Source organism: Leisingera sp. NJS204, from assembly GCF_004123675.1.
In the GTDB taxonomy this organism is placed as follows: Bacteria; Pseudomonadota; Alphaproteobacteria; order Rhodobacterales; family Rhodobacteraceae; genus Leisingera.
This window is the reverse complement of sequence record NZ_CP035417.1, coordinates 3,801,799-3,818,142: the sequence shown is the minus strand read 5'-3', so window position 1 is coordinate 3,818,142 and position 16,344 is coordinate 3,801,799. Positions and strand designations below refer to the sequence as shown.

The following is a 16,344-nucleotide window of genomic DNA, read 5'->3' as shown; positions in this document are numbered from 1 at the left end:
GGAAACGAGTTTCCCTGTTTCCCGAGCGTAATCAAGGGCGGGCGGCATTTCGCGCACTGGAAGCACGCGGCGTTAATTGGTAATCCGGGCGCTATTCGAACTGCGGACAGGAAGCCATGAGCGCAACAGCCAAGAAACAGGCGCCCAACGCCGAAGACCTCCGGGCCCGCAAGGGCGGCACCCCTTTGGTAAGCCTGACAGCCTATACCACGCCGATGGCGCGGTTGATGGACGCCCATTGCGACTTTGTGCTGGTCGGCGACAGCGTTGGCATGGTGCTGCATGGGCTCACCTCCACCCTGGGCGTGACGATGGAGATGATGATCCTGCACGGCCAGGCGGTGGCGCGTGGTCTGGAACAGGCGATGCTGGTGATCGACATGCCCTTCGGGTCTTATGAAGAAAGCCCGCAGCAGGCATTCCGCAATGCCGCCCGGCTGATGGCGGAAACCGGCTGCGCCGCGGTCAAGCTGGAGGGTGGCGTCGGGATGGCCGAAACCATCCGCTTTCTGGTCAGGCGCGGCATTCCGGTAATGGCGCATATCGGTCTTACACCGCAGTCCATCAACACGCTGGGCGGCTACAAGGTGCAGGGCCGCGATACGCAAGCCGACGCCGTGCTGGCCGATGCCCGTGCGGTGGCCGATGCCGGCGCGTTTTCCGTGGTGCTGGAAAAGGTACCGCAGAAACTGGCCGACAAGATCACCGCCGAAGTGGCAATCCCCACCATCGGCATCGGCGCCAGTGCCGGCTGCGACGGGCAGATCCTGGTGGTCGACGACATGCTGGGCTTTTTCACCGCCTTCAAGCCGAAGTTCGTGAAACGCTACGCCGATCTTGGCCCGCTGGCCGAGGCTGGTATTGCCGAATACGCCGCCGAGGTCCGTGCCCGCAGCTTCCCGGCGGCTGAGCATGTGTTTGCCGATCAGGCGCCCTCCAAAGGATGACTGCCGACATGACCGCACCGATCCTGCGCCGCCTGTCTGATCTGCGCGCCAAGACAGCCGCATGGCGCCGTGCCGGCGAAACCATCGGCCTGGTCCCGACCATGGGCGCGCTGCACGCCGGCCATCTGTCACTGGCCGCAGCGGCCAAACAGTCCTGCGACCGGGTGATCGTGACCATCTTCGTGAACCCCAAGCAGTTCAACAAGCCGGAAGACCTGGAAAACTACCCCCGGACTGAAGCTGACGACGCGCAAAAGCTCGCACATCTGGGGGTGGATCTGATCTATGTCCCGGACCCGGACCAGATCTACCCGGAGGGTTACGCCACCAATGTCTCGGTCGCCGGCAGCATTACGGACGTGATGGAAGGTCCATTCCGCCCCGGTCATTTCGACGGGGTGGCAACGGTTGTGGCCAAGCTGTTTTTGCAAACCAGCGCGGATAAGGCGTTTTTCGGCCAGAAGGATTACCAGCAGCTGATGGTGGTGACCCGCATGGCACGGGATCTAGATATCCCGATCGAGGTTATCGGCTGCGAAACCGTGCGCGAGGCGTCGGGCCTTGCCATGTCCTCGCGCAATCTGCTGCTGCCAAAGGACAGGCTTGCCAAGGCGGCAGCGCTGAATGCCGCGATGCGGGTAGCCGCCGCCAAGGCATCAGCGGGCGGAGCCTGGGCGCCGCTGGAGACTGCTGCGCGCCAGACACTGGCAGAGGCAGGATTCGGCGACGTGGAATACTTCGACCTGCGCTGCGCTCAGACGCTGGAGGCGCTGGACAGCCCCTCCCGTCCCGCCCGTCTGCTGGCCGCCGCCTGGATGGATGGCGTCCGGCTGATCGATAATATCGAAGTTCCTCAACTAAATCCTTAGTAGGGGCTGGCAGCGGTAACACTTTTGCGTTTATGCTCCCCGGTCAGAGGAGACTGGAGGGCAGCCGATGACCTATATTCTGGCAATTGATCAGGGCACCACGTCGACCCGGGCAATCCTGTTTGATGCGGGAATGCAGGTCGCGGGCAGCGCGCAGCAGGAGTTCACCCAGCACTACCCGCAGGCAGGCTGGGTGGAGCATGACCCGGAAGAGATCTGGGAGACCACTATCGCCGTCTGCCGCAAGGTGATGGCGGAGCTGGATGTGTCTGCCGCGGACATCGCGGGCATTGGCATCACCAACCAGCGCGAAACCACCGTGGTCTGGGATAAGACCAGCGGCAAAGCCATTCACAACGCCATTGTCTGGCAGGACCGCCGCACTGCCGCCATTTGCGAGCAGCTGCGCCAGGATGGCCAGGCTGAGATGGTGGCCGACCGCACCGGGCTGCTGCTCGATCCCTATTTCTCCGGCACCAAGGTGAAGTGGATCCTCGACATGGTGCCCGGCGCGCGCGAGCGGGCGGCGGCGGGCGATCTGCTGTTCGGCACGGTGGATACCTTTCTGATCTGGCGGCTGACCGGCGGTGCCTCGCACGTCACCGACGCCACCAACGCCGCGCGGACGCTGATGTATGACATCCGCAAGGGCCGCTGGAGCCGCACCATCAGCGATCTGCTGGATGTGCCGCAGCAGATGCTGCCGGAGGTTAAGGACAGCGCCGCAGATTTCGGCACCACCGACCCGGAGATCCTGGGCGGCGCTGTGCCGATCCTGGGCGTGGCCGGCGACCAGCAGGCAGCCACCATCGGCCAGGCCTGTTTCCAGCCGGGAATGATGAAATCCACCTATGGCACCGGCTGCTTTGCCCTTTTGAACACCGGCGACGAACCGGTGGTGTCGAAGAACCGGATGCTGACCACCATCGCCTATCAGCTCGATGGCAAGCCGACCTATGCGCTGGAAGGTTCGATCTTCATCGCCGGCGCCGCGGTGCAATGGCTGCGCGACGGGCTGGGTATCATTGAAGAGGCGTCGCAGTCGGGCGAGCTGGCGCTGCGGGCCGATCCGGGACAGGACGTGATCCTGGTGCCCGCCTTCACCGGTCTTGGCGCCCCTTACTGGGAGCCGGACTGCCGTGGCGGCATGTTCGGCCTCAGCCGCAACTCCGGCCCGGCGGAATTTGCCCGCGCCGCGCTGCAAAGCGTCGCCTACCAGACCCGCGATCTTTATGAGGCGATGCGTGCCGACTGGGAGGACGACAGCCACCACACCGTGACCCTGCGTGTCGATGGCGGCATGAGCGCCAGCGACTGGGCGATGCAGAGCCTGTCGGACATCCTGGGTGCCGCCGTCGACCGCCCGGTGATGCAGGAAACCACAGCACTTGGCGCCGCTTGGCTGGCGGGGATGCGGGCCGGGATCTATCCGGATCAGACGGGGTTCGCCGACACCTGGAAGCTAGACCGCCAGTTTGCGCCGCTGATGCAGCCTGCGGCGCGGCAGGCGGCTTATGCGCGCTGGCAGCGCGCGGTTCAGGCGGTGATCGGGGTTTGACGTCAGGCGGGCAGGGCAGGGCGCTCCCGCCTGTTCCGCCACATTCTGCGAATGCGCCTCACAGTTGGGCGTAGCGCCGCGCTTTGCGCGGCGTTTTCCCTTTGCTGAGAAGCGGTTCAAGGTCAGAACTGCCCTTAAACGCGCCCATTCCAGGGTGATAGCGGCCATCCGCGCCTCAAGGGTGAACCGTGCCTGCGGCACGGCGGCTGTGCCGCCCTTGACCCGCGGCTGGCCGCAGGCAGGCCTCAGCTGATGCGCGCGCCTGCCGGGAGGGTCGGGGCGCGGGCGTTCAGCTCTTCGATGGAGAAGCCCGCTATGGATTTGTATTTGGCGGCATGGGCGGCCAGCTCCGCCTGCGGGATCACCTCGCTGATGTCCCCGAAGTCGCCGCCGCAGAGATCCTCGACCCGCTGCAGCACCCCGTCCGGTCCGCCGCCAGCGCGGTTTGCCAGACCTACAGCCGTCGTGACGGGGCGCACTTCTGCTTCATAGGCTTGCAAAGCGCCAGCGTTCACCCCGTGCTTCAGCAGCCTGGTGCCGATCACCCGCGCGTCCACAATGGCCTGGCTGGCGCCGTTTGATCCTACCGGATAGGTCGGATGGGCAGCGTCACCCATCAGAGACACGTTGCCGGTCGTCCAGCGCTCCAGCGGGTTGCGGTCCACCATCGGGTATTCATAGACCGTCCCGGCACCGCGGATCAGGGCGGGCACGTCTATCCAATCAAACCGCCAGGCTGCGAAATCCGGCAGGAACTCAGTGATATCCGCAGGCCGGTTCCAGTCTTCCCGGCGCCATGGGGCGGAAGGATCAAAGCTCTTCTCGGCGATCCAGTTCATTGTGACGCGGCCATCGGCGTCCGGCGCCGAGATCGGGTAGGCCACCAGCCGAAGATGATCATTGCCGATCATCGCCATCGCCGCGCCGCCCTTGAAGGCAGGCGCGCGGGCGGTGGCCCGCCACAGGATACGGCCGTTCCAGACAGGCGCGCCCTCACCCGGCACAATCTGCGCGCGCAGGGCGGAATGGATGCCGTCTGCCGCCACCACCAGCGATCCTTCGACCCGTTGCCCGTCCGCCAGCAGCAGCGCAGCACCTTCTGCCGTATTCTCAAACCCTGCCGCCCGTGCGCCGGTCTTAAAACAGCCCGTCCCCGCGCGCTCCACCAGGGTCCGGTAGAGCATCATCTGCAGCGCGCCACGGTGCACCGAATACTGCGGCCAGTCATAGCCGGCGCGTGTACCGCGCGGTTCCTCCCAGATCGTTTTGCCAAGCTTGCTGTAAAATCCCAGCTGCCGGGTCCGGACAGCAATCGCGTCCAGTTCTGCCTTCAGCCCTAAATCGAACAGCTCCCGCACCGCGTTGGGCTGCAGGTTGATGCCAACACCCAGCGGTTTCAGGCCGCGGACTGCCTCATAAATCTGAAATGGGACCCCGATCTGATGCAGCGTCAGCCCCAGTGTCAGCCCTGCAATGCCGCCGCCCGCGATGAGGATGGACATAATAAGTATACTCCCTAATTGCACGGGCAGATAACCACGGCGCGCGGCAGGGAGCAAGCTGGCGGAAAGGGTAAATGGTCAGCGCCGGCCGCCGATGATCAGGTCGGGGCCAAAGATCACATCGGCATAATTGTGCAGATAGATTTTCAGCCAGGGCGTGAACCGTTCCGGGTGGCGGCTGACTTCGGCCAGAAGGTCATGGTAATCGACCCAGCGGGTCTCCATGACTTCGTCCGGGTTTGGGGTGATGGTCAAGGGGCGGTGGGCATGGGCCAGGAACACATCCACTGCCTCATGCTCGACCAGGCCGTTGCCGACATCGGCGCGGTATTCCAGGTGATGGCGGAACTCAGGATAGAGGCCGGTCAGGCCCAGCTCTTCCTGCATCCGCCGCACGGCACAGGCCGAGGGCTGCTCGTCCCACATCGGATGGGTGCAGCAGGTGTTCGCCCAGAGGCCGGGGGTGTGGTACTTCCCCATTGCCCGGCGCTGCATCAGGATTTCCACGCCTTTCACCACAAAAACGGAGACCGCCTTGTGTTTCAGCCCGCGCTCATGCGCGGCGAGCTTGTCAACAGGTGTCAAATCGCCGTTCACCCAGGCGGGGATCATGTGGCTCATGCTGTGTCCGTGACGGTTTTTTCTGGCGCGGCCTGCCGCAACTGCGATGGCCTGGCTCCTACCGCTAACCTTTGCGGGTTACGAAAGCAATTACGCGAAAAGCCGCGGCGAAAATGCCGCGGCTTTGTGGCCGTGCTGCCGGAAAATCCGGCCTTACTCGGAAGCGGCTTCCGCGTTTTCTTCCGCGGCGGGTTCTTCAGCCGGCGCCGGGCCGTGGCTGGCCAGGAAAGCAAAGATATCCTCGCCGCCCTTCTTCAGACGGAAGGACATTTTTGACTTGGCTTTGGCGTTGCCGGTTTCAGCCTGCAGGAATTTCTTGGGGTCGGTGGTGAAGCCGACGAATTTCGCTTCGTCCCAGACAAGCCCGGCTTCGCCTGCCGCAACCAGGTCCTTACTGTATTTGAAGCCTTCGGTGCTGCCGGCCGCGCGGCCTGCCAGTCCCCACAGGTTCGGGCCGGTCTTGCCGCCCTTAACAATCACATCGCCGTCGTCCGAGACGACCATGTGGCAGGATTTGCATTTATTAAACCCCTTTTCCCCCTTGGCCGGGTCGCCTTCGGCAAAGGCAGGGGCGGCGAGGAGGCCGAAAATGGCGGCTGTTACGAGAGGTTTCATATTGCTTGCTCCGGTTTTGAGTTGGCAGGTTTGACTCATGATCCAATAGCCGGCGGTGTCAACCGGCAGTTTGACGCGCATCAAAGTCATGGCAGGAAGTTGCGGACCCTTATGGCGCCGCCCAGCAGGGCAGCAGATCGCCAGCGTCCGGGCGGGCGTGTGAGACGGCACGGGCAATGGCACGGCTAAGGCACAGCGCTGCGGCATGGCAGACCGGTCCAAGGTCCGCATCCGGGTTTTCCAGGGCGCGGGCGCCGGTGCTGGCGGCAAAGACCAGATCGCCGTCGCCGGGGGCATGGGCGGGGACAATTGCGCGGCCGATGCCGTCATGGGCGGCAGTGGCCAGGCGCTGGCACTGCGCCTTGCTGAGTGCGGCATCTGTGGCGACGATGGCGATGGTGGTATTGGCGCGCTCTTGCGGCATCGGGGCGCCGCCCAGCTTCTGCATGGCGGCCAGTTTGCGGCTCTCCGGACTGCGGCCCAGCCCGGCGGATGGATCCGGGCCCAATCCGCCGAATTCATCCCCGATTTCAAACGGCGCCGCCCAGAAATGCCGCTCACCCGGCGTGGTGACGGCGCCCAGCGGGTTGGCGGCCACCAGCGCGCCCACGGTCATGCCGCTGTCCAGCACCAGCGAGGCCGATCCCAGCCCGCCCTTGACCATAGCGGTCAGCGCGCCGGTGCCCGCACCATAGGTACCAAGATCAAAGGTATCTGCCGCGGCTTCGAACGCCGCTCGGCCCAGGGCGCGGTAGGGATTTTCACCCCAGTCCTTCTGCCCGCCGTTCAGCAGATCAAACAGGATCGCGCCCGGGACCAGCGGCACCCGCGCCGGGCCAACCGGAAAACCGTGGCCCTGACTGTGCAGCGCGTCCATCACCCCGGAACAGGCATCAAGACCAAAGGCCGAGCCGCCGGAAAGAAGCAGCGCGTCGATCTTGGCAACTGATTTGTCCGGCGCCAGCAGATCGGTCTCCCGCGTTCCCGGCGCACCGCCCATCACATGCACCGATGCGGTGAAGGGCTGATCCGCTGTTAGCACCGTGACACCGGATTTCAGCGCGCTGTCCTGCGCATTGCCAACCAGGATGCCGGGGACATCGGTGATCAGATTTCGAGGGCCGGGAAGCATGGTGAGAAGTCCTTCTTGCATGAAGCGCGCTGGGGCGCGCTGCCTCCGGCGGGAGTATTTTGGGAAAGATGAAAGCGCGGCGTCAGATCCGCGGCTTGGGGGCTGCAGTTTCCGGGTCGCCTGAGTTCGGCTCACCCTTGGGTTCGATCAGCAGCACCTTGCATTCTTGCTCGGCGCGGGGGCGGTGGCTGACGCCTTTGGGCACCACAAACAACTCGCCCGCGCATACGGCCTGTGGTGGCTCACCTTCGATGTCCATCAGCATTTCGCCCTCAAGCACGAGGAAGAAGTCATCGGTACCGGCGTGAACATGGAACGGAAATTCCCCCTGGAATTTCACCACCATCACGTCGTTGCCGTTATAATCCGCCACCACATGCGGGTCCCAATGGCTGGAAAACATTGCCAGTTTTTCGCTCAGGTTCACGGTCTTCATATGCAGCGTCCTCCGTCCACTTCCATCGCAACACCGGTCACCATACCCGCCTCGTCCGAACACAGGAAGCAAGCCGCGTTGCCCATGTCCTCAGGCGTGGAAAACCGGCCGATCGGGATGGTGGATAGGAATTTGGCGCGCATTTCCGGGGTGTCTTCACCCATGAAGGTTTTCAGCAGCGGCGTTTCCCCCGCCACCGGATTAATCGCATTGACCCGCACGCCATGCGGCGCCAATTCCACGGCCATGGTTTTGGTGGCAGTGATCATCCAGCCCTTGGAGGCGTTGTACCAGTTGAGGCTGGGGCGCGGCGAGACACCGGCGGTGGAGGCGACATTCAGGATCGCGCCGGTCTGGCGCGCCTTCATATGCGGCACCAGGGCGCGGGCTGTCAGGTAGACGGATTTGACGTTGACGCCTAGCACCCGGTCGAAATCTTCCTCGCTGATGTCTTCCAGCGGCGCGGGCAAATGGGTGACGCCGGCATTGTTGATCAGGATGTCCAGCTGTCCAAAGGCCTCCAGGGCGGCCTCTGCCATGGCATTGACCGAGGCGCTGTCGGAGACATCCACTGTCCGGGCGGTGGCGTTGCTGCCCAGCTCTGCGGCCATTTCCGCTGCCGCGGCACCATTGATGTCAGCAATCATCACCCGGGCGCCCTCAGCCAGGAACTTGCGTGCGATCCCGGCGCCAAAACCCGAGGCGCCGCCGGTCACAATGGCGGTTTTTCCGTCCAGCCGCATGTTCTTATCCTCCCTGCTGTTTTGCCAGCAGCATGGGCGGAGCGGACGGCGGGTGCAATCCGCCGGATCAATCCGGGTCGATTTTACCGCGCGTCGCTTTCAGGCCGCCGCGCTGTTTCTTGGCCTCCAGCCGCCGCTTGACCGAGCCGCGTGTGGGTTTGGTGGCAATGCGCCGCTTGGGCGCCACCAGCGCCTTGCGCACCAGCTCGGCCAGCCGCTCGCGTACGATTTCGCGGTTGCGCTGCTGCGACCGGGTCTCGTCGCATTGCAGGATGATCGCGCCTTCCTTGGTCCAGCGGCGCCCGGCCAGCCGTTTCAGCCGGTTCTTGACCGCAGGCACCAGCGCCGGTGAGCGTTCGGCCTCGAACCGCAATTCCACCGCAGTGGCCACCTTGTTCACATTCTGCCCGCCGGGGCCGGAGGCACGGACAAAGCTTTCGGTGAGTTCCCAATCCTGCAGGGTGATTTGCGCGTTAACGTGGATCATGGCTCAGTCAGTAATCGAAAAGGGCCGTTCCCACACGCGGAAACAGCCCTTCGAGATGATAGGAGGTGCACCGGTTAGGTCAGCACCAATTCAGTAATCTATACGCGCCAAGGGCTGCCTCGGCCGCACGCCTTCTGAACTGTTCCGGCACTGCTCTCCATAGCTTCTCTAGACAATGGGCACCTCCTTTCTGAATGTTTCGTGTGACCCCAGCCTGCCATAGATTCGGTTAATGTCAAAACAAAATCATGTGGTCTTTGCGGTCAGTTTACGCACGATGATGCGGAAGGGCACAAGGGCGGCCAAAGCAAGCGACAGTTTCACCAGCCAATCGGCCGCGGCAAGCGAGACCCACAGGGGGGCCATAGGGCCGCTGCCCAGCAGCGGCAGCACCTCTGCGGCCCAGGCGACATCGTTGCCCGGCTCCAGCCAGACAAGCGCGCCTGAGAAGGCGATGGTGAAGAAAATTGCTGTGTCCACCGAAGAGCCGGCCAGCGTGGACGCCAGCGGCGCGCGCCACCATTTGCCTGTCCGCAGGGCGGAAAAGACGGCAACGTCCAAAAGCTGCGCAGTGAGAAAGGCAAGGCCGGAGCCAAGAGCAATCCGCAGCGTCACGGCCGGATAGGTGAAGCCGTCGCCCTGCAGCATGATTTGAGTGCCGATCAGCGAGCAGATGACCCCGGCAAGGAAACCGGCGAGCACCACCTTGCGGGCAGCTGCGGTGCCATAGACCCGGTTCATCACGTCAGTGACCAGGAAAGCGATGGGATAGGTGAAGGCGCCCCAGGTCAGCCATTGGCCGAACAGGAATTGCACCAGGATGTTGGACGCCACAACGACGGCGGCCATGGCAGCAATGCCGGGAGTATGTGAGCGGGTCATGGGCCGGATCCATTTTTCAAGGCCGCGGGCATCATAACTGCTACGGCAGAAGACTGGCCCTTTAAACCGTACGTCCTGCTGCTGCAAGCATGCTGCAGGGCAGCGGCTCCCGCCCGTTCGGGCGCATTTCAGGAAATGCACACTCCCGGTTGGGCCCGGCGCCGCTGGCGCGGCGCGGGGGCTGCTGGTCAGCGGGGCAACGCGTATTCTACTATTTCGGTGCGTTGAAAGGGCAGGAAATTGTCGTCCGATACCATCGTGGCGCGCAGGCGCCCGGTTCCATCCGCCCAGACCGACAGCCCTTCCAGATTGTCATGGGTGCGGGCGCGGGTCTGCAGCAGCACCGTTTCATTGATCGGCCCGGCGGCGGTGATGTCCCAGCGGCGCAACCGGCTGCGGAAGCCAAACAGAGTAAAGTCGCGCTCCAGAAGATAGAACCGCCCATCGGGGCCGAAATCGGCATCCACCGGCAAAAATCCACCCACGGGCGGCAGGCTGAAGGGGCGCGACCAGCGGTGGCCGTTCCAGCGCCAGACCGGGATCTGCCCGTGTTTGTCCAAGGCGCGCTCGGGCAATGTATACAGCCGCCCGCGAGCATCGATGGCCAGGGTTTCCAGCGATTTGTTAGGCGGCAGGCCGCGAAAGGCCTTGGGGCGCGGCAGCACTTTGGCGCGGCCTTCGGGGCTGCGGTACCGTGCCACCCGTGCAGCACCTTCAAAGGAGATATAGCGGCTGCCGTCGGCCGCCACTGCCAACCCTTCGCTGTCGCCGGCAAAGCCCCGGAGTGTTTTTCCGGTGGAGGCCCGCAGTTCATGCGCGCGCCGGGCCGTGATGCCGGAAATCAGACCCTGGTTGCGCTGGATCCGGGTTGTCACCAGTGTCGCACGGTCGCTGAGCACGGTCATCGACTTGCCGCCGTCACTGAGCTTGAGCGCCGAGAACCCGCCGAACCAGCGCTGGTTCAGCTTCCAGGTATAGCTGCTGAGGTGCTGCGCCTTGCCTGCTGCAGCCGCCGCGGGGCGGTTTGCCGCATAACCCGCCGCTGCCAGGCAGGCGGCGGCCGCTAGGGCCAGAATCAGTTTGATTGCAGAACGGCGGCGCATTGCTTGGGCAGGTCCGAAAGGGTGTAATCCCGTCTCGGTTTAGGCTTTGGCGCGTTGGGGTCAACCGGTTTCGGTTTCGGCGGGTTCAGAATGTCATTGACCCAGCGCTGGGCATCGGCGCAACCGTCGCCTTTGGGCGGGGACGCCTGATCAACGCAACCGCGCGCGCCGCGCGGACAGGCCAGCCGCACGTGGAAGTGATAGTGATGCCCCCACCAGGGCCGGATCTTGCGCAGCCAGCGGCGGTCGCCCTTTGCGTCCTTGCACATCTGCACCTTGGCGCCGGGAAAGACAAAGATCCGCGCCACCCGTTTATCCTGCGCCGCGGCTTTCAGAATTTCATGATGGGCACGGGTCCAGCTGGAATTCACATAGGCGCCCTTGGCCCGGCGCATCGAGATTGAGGAGATGTTTTCCCGCGCGCTGCGGCTGAGGTTCAGCCGGTCCGGCGGCCGCATCCAGATGTCGATATCAAGACCGATCTGATGGCTGCGGTGGCCCGACAGCATCGGCCCGCCGCGCGGCTGGCTGATGTCGCCGATGTACAGCCCCTTCCAGCCGCGCTGTTTGGCGGCCACGCGGCTCAGGTCCTGAACAAAATCAATTGCCGCCGGGTGCCCCCAGTTGCGGTTGCGGCTAAGGCGCATCGCCTGCCAGGTCGGGCCGGTTTCGGGCAGCTGGGCGGCGCCGGCAACGCAGCCCTTGGCATAAGAGCCGAACGGCGCGGGGCGCTGCTGCGAGGCGCTGGGCTTGGCCCCGAACAGGGCCTTGGCCGGGGTTTGCGCACTGGCCGGGCTGCATAAGCCCGCAACAGCTAAACATATGGCAAGAAACAGTTTCAACCCTGATCTCCTTCTCCTTGAACCCAGAACAACAGTACCAATCCGATTAAAAACAGCCCGATCACGGGGGTGATCCCCAGCCGGGCGCTGCCGGTCACTGTGGTGGCCAAACCGATCAGGGCCGGCGCCAGAAATGCGGTGGCGCGCCCTGATAGGCCATAAAGGCCGAAGCTTTCGGTCGCATCCGCAGGGCTGGTGTGGCGCACCATCAGGCTGCGGCTGGCGGCCTGCAGGATGCCGCCAAAGCCGCCGATCAGCATGCCGCAGCCAAAGAACACCGTGTCGGGCAGCGTGGAGCCTTCTGCCAGGGCAAAGCCGAAAATCTGGTGGCGCGACATGCTGACGAGGATCAGGCAGACAAAGGACAGTACCAGGATCGAGGCGATGATCACCGGCTTCGGGCCCAGCCGCCGGTCAGCCTTGCCGCCCAGCCAGCTGAAGACAGTGGCGGCAAAGGCGGCGACAATGCCGAAAATGCCGATCTGGGTTATTTCCCAGCCCAGCACCAGCTTGGCGTAGACACCGCCAAAACCGTACAGCCCGTTCAGCGCGTCGCGGTAAAACATTGACGATCCAAGATAGGTTGCCAGGCTCAGCCGGTGGCGCAGGCTGGTAACCAGCTTGACCACCATTTGCCAGGCTTTGCCCAGGCTGGCCTTGCGCCCGGTGGCGCCGCGGTCCTGCACCCACAGAAAGTAAGGCACCATGAAGACAGCAAACCAGACGGCGGTAAAAGGGCCGACGGCGCGGGTGCCTTCCTTGGCCTCGGCATCCAGACCCAGGGCGGGGCTAAGGCCGATCAGCGTCTTGCCCGAACTTTGTTCGACAAACAGCAGCAGCATGATGAACAGCGCAATCACCCCGCCAAGATAGCCGAATGCAAAGCCGGAGCCAGAGACCGCCCCCACGTCCTCGCGGCTGGCAAGCGTCGGCAGCTGGGCGTTGACAAAGATCAGCGCAAACTCGGCGCCGATGAAGCCAAAACCAAAGCTGACCAGCATCCACCACAGGTTGCTTCCCGCAGGGTCCATGTACCACAGCCCCCAGGCACCGATCAGATACATCAGCGAAAACATCATGATCCAGGGCAGGCGGCGGCCGGTGATATCGGCCAGTGCCCCCAGAAACGGCGCACCAAAGGCGATGATCAGGCCGGTCACGGTCAGGCACAGCGACCAGACAGTCTGCGCCTGCGCCTTGGCCGCCTCGCCCGCCAGCCCCTGGGTCATAAAGTAATCCGCGGCCACGGCGGCAAAGAACGGGCTGAAAATAAACGTCACCAGCAGCGTCTGATACGGCTGGCTAGCCCAGTCAAAGAACCACCATCCCCAGATCCGCTTGCGCGTGGATACCTGCTTCATGCCCGGCCTCTTTTTATCGTTGCCCTCAGGTATGGCAGGCGGGCAGGGGCCTAGGCAAGCCCGTCCTGCATCGGCGGCCAGGGCCGGCCGCCATCCGCTTGGCACCAATCCTTGATCCAGCCGGGCAATTCGGGTGAGGTTTCAGCGTCCTGCCCCAATGCCTCCAGCACCTTTGCGGGCGGCACGATGCCCATGCGGTCCGTGACTGCGGTGCGAAGCATCACATGGCTGGCGCAGTCGCCGTTTTTCTTCCACATGGACTGTTCGACATAGATGAACTTGTCATCCCAGCCCGCCGCGCGGCTGCGCATCTCGAACCTTTCAAATCCGCGGATGCGGCGGCGGTAACGCACAGAGGATCCCGCAACCGTCAGCCCCCAGCGGTTTTTCTTCAGCGCGCCGATCAGCCCCGCCCGCTGCGCCAGCATGGTGCGGCCAAGGTCATACAACGTCATGGTGCGGCCGTTGTTCAGCTCCATCCACATATCCAGATCCCACGGCCAGCAGATGTGGTGCGAGACATGCAGCCCGGTGATCGGCAGCCGCGGCATCCGGCTGGCCAGAATGGTATCCTTGATCAGGCGGAATATAGGGTACATGCGCAAGGCCTCCTGTTTCGCTTGTGCCCGTGATGCCACCCGTTTACAGCGCGTCAACCGCAACCTCGCGGAAGCCTTGCGCATTTCACCGCGTCTGCTTACCTGTGAGGCTGTTCGAAAGAGGGAATTACAGATGGTCTCGCTGTTCCAAATTCTGATGCTGATCCTGGACATTGTCTGGTTCTTCATCATTGCCCATGTGATCATGAGCTGGCTGATCAACTTCCAGGTACTGAACCTGCACCAGCAGCTGGTGGGCCAGATCTGGTACGGTCTGAACCGGGTTCTGGAACCGCTTTATGCCCCGGTGCGCCGCATCTTGCCCAATATGGGCGGCATTGATCTGGCGCCGCTGGCGGTTCTGGTCGCTGTCTATGCGCTGCGCATCATCCTGGTGAACAACGTCTCGGCGTTCTACTGATCTGGACATCTGCGGCCCGGCGGCTTTCGCCGGGCTTTTGCGCGGCAGCCCTTGCCGGCTGATACCTCCTGTGGGATTGTGCCTGCCAACAAGAGCAGACCACCACATTGAGGCCCATCGCCCCCATGACAGCCCCGGCATCCCCGGCAGAGTTAGCCGCGCCAGCCCTGACAGGCGCGTCCCCGATCTTGCGCGAGATCTTCGGCTTTGACGCCTTCCGTCCCGGCCAGGAGGAAATCGTTGACGCCGTGACCGCGGGCGAAAACGTGCTGGCAATCATGCCCACCGGCGGCGGCAAATCCCTGTGTTTCCAGCTGCCTGCCCTGTTGCGCGACGGTGTGACAGTGGTGATCTCGCCGCTGATTGCGCTGATGCGCGATCAGGTCCGCGCCCTGCAGGAGGCGGGCGTCACCGCCGGCGCGCTCACCTCCGGCAATACCGAAGAAGAGACCGAAGCGGTCTGGCAGGCGATCGAGGCCGGGCGGCTCAAGCTTCTTTATATGGCGCCGGAGCGGCTTGCCTCGGGGGCTGCGATGGGCATGCTGCGCCGCATCGGTGTCAGCCTGATTGCGGTGGATGAGGCGCACTGCGTCAGCCAGTGGGGCCATGATTTCCGCCCCGACTACCTGCGCATAGGCGAATTGCGCCGCGCCCTGGACGTGCCGCTGGCCGCCTTCACCGCAACGGCGGATCAGGAAACCCAGGAAGAAATTGTCCAGAAACTGTTTGACGGCGAGGCCCCGCGCAGCTTCCTGCGCGGTTTTGACCGGCCAAACATCCATCTGGCCTTTGGCGCCAAGGACAGCCCGCGCCGCCAGATCCTGGAATTTGCCGCCGCCCGCAAGGGCCAGTCCGGCATCGTCTATTGCGGCACCCGGGCTAAGACCGAAGCCCTGTCTGCAGCCCTGCGCGAAGGTGGCCACTCCGCCTGTTTCTATCACGGCGGCATGGACGCCGAGGACCGCCGCATTGTTGAGACCCGCTTTGCCCGCGAGGACGGCTTGATCGTGGTTGCCACAGTTGCGTTTGGTATGGGGATCGACAAACCGGACATCCGCTGGGTCGCCCATGCCGACCTGCCGAAAAGCATTGAGGCTTATTATCAGGAAATCGGCCGCGCGGGCCGGGACGGGGCGCCTGCGGAAACTCTCACCCTGTTCGGTCCCGATGACATCCGCCTGCGCCGCACGCAGGTGGACGAAGGATTGGCCCCGCCGGAACGCCGCGCCGCCGACCATGCCCGGTTGAATGCGTTGCTTGGTCTGGCCGAGGCGCTGCGCTGCCGCCGCCAGAAGCTTCTGGCCTACTTCGGCGAGGAGTCAAACCCCTGCGGCAATTGCGACCTCTGCGACACGCCCGCGGATGTGTTCGACGGCACCACTGTGGTGCGCAAGGCGCTGTCAGCGGTGCTCAGGACCGAGGAATGGTTCGGCTCGGGTCATCTGATCGACATCCTTTTGGGCGCTGACAACGAGCGGATCCGGGCCAAGCGCCATGACCAGCTGTCGGTCTATGGCTGCGGCAAGGAATTCGGCAAGCGCCAATGGCAGGCGGTGTTCCGGCAGATGATGGGCCACGACCTCTTGCGCCCCGATCCGGAACGCCACGGCGCGCTCCGCTTCACGGAAGCCGCCCTGCCGATCCTGCGCGGTGAACAGTCGATCGAGCTGCGCCGCGACACCATCAAAGCGGCTGAGCGCCGTCCCGCAGTGAAGGCACTGGTCTCTGAAGAAGACGCGCCGCTGCTGTCGGCTCTCAAGGCCAAGCGGCGTGCATTGGCGGAGGCGCAGAAAGTGCCGGCCTATGTGATCTTTCCCGACCGCACCCTCATTGAGATGGCCGAGACCCGCCCGGAAACGCTGGACCAGATGGCGCGTGTGAACGGTGTCGGCGCCAAGAAGCTGGAGCGCTACGGCGATGATTTCCTAAGCGTGATCACCGGCGCCGCCGAGCAGCTGCATCCCGCAAGGCGCAAGCTGGCCGGGAGCGGGTCCGGTTCGGTTTACGATTCGCTGCTGGAAGTGCAGGCACAGCTTGCCCGCGGGGACTGCGGCACCATGAAACCGCTCACCTGTTCTGCGTCGCTGCTTGCGAAAGTGGCGCAGATGCGCGCCGGTGACGAGGCGGGGATCACGAAACTGTTAGGGGAGCGCCGCGCCGAACGTTTCGCGGCGGCGTTTCTGGACGTCCTGCGCGGCGCGGGCTAGGGTCGCGCCAAGATCATCA

The 16,344-nt window shown here is 64.0% G+C and carries 17 protein-coding genes; 5 read left to right on the top strand and 12 right to left on the bottom strand.

Features of this window, described 5'->3' with window-relative positions; all coding sequences use genetic code 11:
- The first annotated feature begins 116 nt into the window (after nt 1–116).
- The 3 genes from panB to glpK all read left to right on the top strand — a co-directional run bounded on the left by panB (nt 117) and on the right by glpK (nt 3,374).
- On the top strand, nt 117–947 hold the full coding sequence (gene panB / locus ETW24_RS18505; protein WP_129372405.1) for a 3-methyl-2-oxobutanoate hydroxymethyltransferase: 831 nt from the start codon (nt 117–119) through the stop codon (nt 945–947).
- 8 nt (nt 948–955) lie between these two features.
- Nucleotides 956–1,816 carry a pantoate--beta-alanine ligase gene (gene panC / locus ETW24_RS18500; RefSeq protein WP_129372404.1) on the top strand — a complete coding sequence of 287 codons (861 nt, stop codon included), beginning with the start codon at nt 956–958 and terminating at the stop codon, nt 1,814–1,816.
- A gap of 67 nt (nt 1,817–1,883) precedes the next feature.
- Nucleotides 1,884–3,374 carry a glycerol kinase GlpK gene (gene glpK / locus ETW24_RS18495; protein WP_129372403.1) on the top strand — a complete coding sequence of 497 codons (1,491 nt, stop codon included), beginning with the start codon at nt 1,884–1,886 and terminating at the stop codon, nt 3,372–3,374.
- 245 nt (nt 3,375–3,619) lie between these two features.
- On the opposite strand, the gene ETW24_RS18490 is transcribed toward glpK, so the two are convergent.
- The 12 genes from ETW24_RS18490 to ETW24_RS18435 all read right to left on the bottom strand — a co-directional run bounded on the left by ETW24_RS18490 (nt 3,620) and on the right by ETW24_RS18435 (nt 13,697).
- Complete coding sequence (locus ETW24_RS18490) at nt 3,620–4,876, bottom strand: flavin-dependent oxidoreductase (RefSeq protein WP_129372402.1); 1,257 nt, start codon at nt 4,874–4,876, stop codon at nt 3,620–3,622.
- Nucleotides 4,877–4,954: 78 nt separating this feature from the next.
- Nucleotides 4,955–5,497, bottom strand: coding sequence for an isopentenyl-diphosphate Delta-isomerase (gene idi, locus ETW24_RS18485; RefSeq protein ID WP_129372401.1), 543 nt, complete (start codon nt 5,495–5,497; stop codon nt 4,955–4,957).
- Nucleotides 5,498–5,650: 153 nt separating this feature from the next.
- Nucleotides 5,651–6,112 (bottom strand): c-type cytochrome, encoded by a 462-nt coding sequence (locus tag ETW24_RS18480; protein WP_129372400.1) that lies wholly within the window; start codon nt 6,110–6,112, stop codon nt 5,651–5,653.
- Nucleotides 6,113–6,221: 109 nt separating this feature from the next.
- Entirely contained in the window at nt 6,222–7,244 is a 1,023-nt protein-coding gene (locus ETW24_RS18475) for a P1 family peptidase (RefSeq protein WP_129372980.1), read from the bottom strand.
- An 82-nt stretch (nt 7,245–7,326) separates the two neighbouring features.
- Nucleotides 7,327–7,680, bottom strand: coding sequence for a cupin domain-containing protein (locus ETW24_RS18470; protein ID WP_129372399.1), 354 nt, complete (start codon nt 7,678–7,680; stop codon nt 7,327–7,329).
- Complete coding sequence (locus ETW24_RS18465; protein WP_129372398.1) at nt 7,677–8,423, bottom strand: SDR family oxidoreductase; 747 nt, start codon at nt 8,421–8,423, stop codon at nt 7,677–7,679. Before ETW24_RS18465 ends, ETW24_RS18470 begins: the two co-directional genes overlap by 4 nt.
- Before the next feature lie 67 nt (nt 8,424–8,490).
- Nucleotides 8,491–8,910, bottom strand: a complete 420-nt coding sequence (arfB, locus tag ETW24_RS18460; protein ID WP_129372397.1) for an alternative ribosome rescue aminoacyl-tRNA hydrolase ArfB — start codon at nt 8,908–8,910, stop codon at nt 8,491–8,493.
- Nucleotides 8,911–9,156: 246 nt separating this feature from the next.
- Complete coding sequence (locus ETW24_RS18455) at nt 9,157–9,792, bottom strand: queuosine precursor transporter (protein WP_129372396.1); 636 nt, start codon at nt 9,790–9,792, stop codon at nt 9,157–9,159.
- A 188-nt stretch (nt 9,793–9,980) separates the two neighbouring features.
- On the bottom strand, nt 9,981–10,895 hold the full coding sequence (locus ETW24_RS18450; RefSeq protein WP_129372395.1) for an esterase-like activity of phytase family protein: 915 nt from the start codon (nt 10,893–10,895) through the stop codon (nt 9,981–9,983).
- A complete protein-coding gene (gene mepA, locus ETW24_RS18445) occupies nt 10,868–11,737 on the bottom strand; it encodes a penicillin-insensitive murein endopeptidase (RefSeq protein WP_129372394.1) in 870 nt (289 codons plus the stop codon). Before mepA ends, ETW24_RS18450 begins: the two co-directional genes overlap by 28 nt.
- The gene (locus ETW24_RS18440; protein WP_129372393.1) at nt 11,734–13,098 is read right to left on the bottom strand and encodes an MFS transporter; all 1,365 of its coding nucleotides are present in this window, start codon (nt 13,096–13,098) and stop codon (nt 11,734–11,736) included. The genes mepA and ETW24_RS18440 overlap by 4 nt, the downstream gene beginning before the upstream one ends.
- Nucleotides 13,099–13,148: 50 nt before the next feature.
- Nucleotides 13,149–13,697, bottom strand: a complete 549-nt coding sequence (locus tag ETW24_RS18435; protein ID WP_129372392.1) for an acyl-CoA thioesterase — start codon at nt 13,695–13,697, stop codon at nt 13,149–13,151.
- Nucleotides 13,698–13,830: 133 nt separating this feature from the next.
- On the opposite strand from ETW24_RS18435, the gene ETW24_RS18430 reads away from it, so the two are divergent.
- Nucleotides 13,831–14,118 carry a YggT family protein gene (locus ETW24_RS18430; protein WP_129372391.1) on the top strand — a complete coding sequence of 96 codons (288 nt, stop codon included), beginning with the start codon at nt 13,831–13,833 and terminating at the stop codon, nt 14,116–14,118.
- Nucleotides 14,119–14,243: 125 nt separating this feature from the next.
- Nucleotides 14,244–16,325: a DNA helicase RecQ gene (gene recQ / locus ETW24_RS18425; protein ID WP_205877298.1), complete on the top strand. Its 2,082-nt coding sequence runs from the start codon at nt 14,244–14,246 to the stop codon at nt 16,323–16,325.
- The last annotated feature ends 19 nt before the right edge of the window (nt 16,326–16,344 follow it).

What these genes read in the sequence shown, in the direction of transcription:
- panB (WP_129372405.1), top strand. Translation starts at nt 117, where the DNA reads ATGAGCGCAACAGCCAAGAAACAGGCGCCCAACGCCGAAGACCTCCGG.
- panC (WP_129372404.1), top strand. Translation starts at nt 956, where the DNA reads ATGACCGCACCGATCCTGCGCCGCCTGTCTGATCTGCGCGCCAAGACA.
- glpK (WP_129372403.1), top strand. Translation starts at nt 1,884, where the DNA reads ATGACCTATATTCTGGCAATTGATCAGGGCACCACGTCGACCCGGGCA.
- ETW24_RS18490 (WP_129372402.1), bottom strand. Translation starts at nt 4,876, where the DNA reads ATGTCCATCCTCATCGCGGGCGGCGGCATTGCAGGGCTGACACTGGGG.
- idi (WP_129372401.1), bottom strand. Translation starts at nt 5,497, where the DNA reads ATGAGCCACATGATCCCCGCCTGGGTGAACGGCGATTTGACACCTGTT.
- ETW24_RS18480 (WP_129372400.1), bottom strand. Translation starts at nt 6,112, where the DNA reads ATGAAACCTCTCGTAACAGCCGCCATTTTCGGCCTCCTCGCCGCCCCT.
- ETW24_RS18475 (WP_129372980.1), bottom strand. Translation starts at nt 7,244, where the DNA reads ATGCTTCCCGGCCCTCGAAATCTGATCACCGATGTCCCCGGCATCCTG.
- ETW24_RS18470 (WP_129372399.1), bottom strand. Translation starts at nt 7,680, where the DNA reads ATGAAGACCGTGAACCTGAGCGAAAAACTGGCAATGTTTTCCAGCCAT.
- ETW24_RS18465 (WP_129372398.1), bottom strand. Translation starts at nt 8,423, where the DNA reads ATGCGGCTGGACGGAAAAACCGCCATTGTGACCGGCGGCGCCTCGGGT.
- arfB (WP_129372397.1), bottom strand. Translation starts at nt 8,910, where the DNA reads ATGATCCACGTTAACGCGCAAATCACCCTGCAGGATTGGGAACTCACC.
- ETW24_RS18455 (WP_129372396.1), bottom strand. Translation starts at nt 9,792, where the DNA reads ATGACCCGCTCACATACTCCCGGCATTGCTGCCATGGCCGCCGTCGTT.
- ETW24_RS18450 (WP_129372395.1), bottom strand. Translation starts at nt 10,895, where the DNA reads ATGCGCCGCCGTTCTGCAATCAAACTGATTCTGGCCCTAGCGGCCGCC.
- ETW24_RS18440 (WP_129372393.1), bottom strand. Translation starts at nt 13,098, where the DNA reads ATGAAGCAGGTATCCACGCGCAAGCGGATCTGGGGATGGTGGTTCTTT.
- ETW24_RS18435 (WP_129372392.1), bottom strand. Translation starts at nt 13,697, where the DNA reads ATGTACCCTATATTCCGCCTGATCAAGGATACCATTCTGGCCAGCCGG.
- ETW24_RS18430 (WP_129372391.1), top strand. Translation starts at nt 13,831, where the DNA reads ATGGTCTCGCTGTTCCAAATTCTGATGCTGATCCTGGACATTGTCTGG.
- recQ (WP_205877298.1), top strand. Translation starts at nt 14,244, where the DNA reads ATGACAGCCCCGGCATCCCCGGCAGAGTTAGCCGCGCCAGCCCTGACA.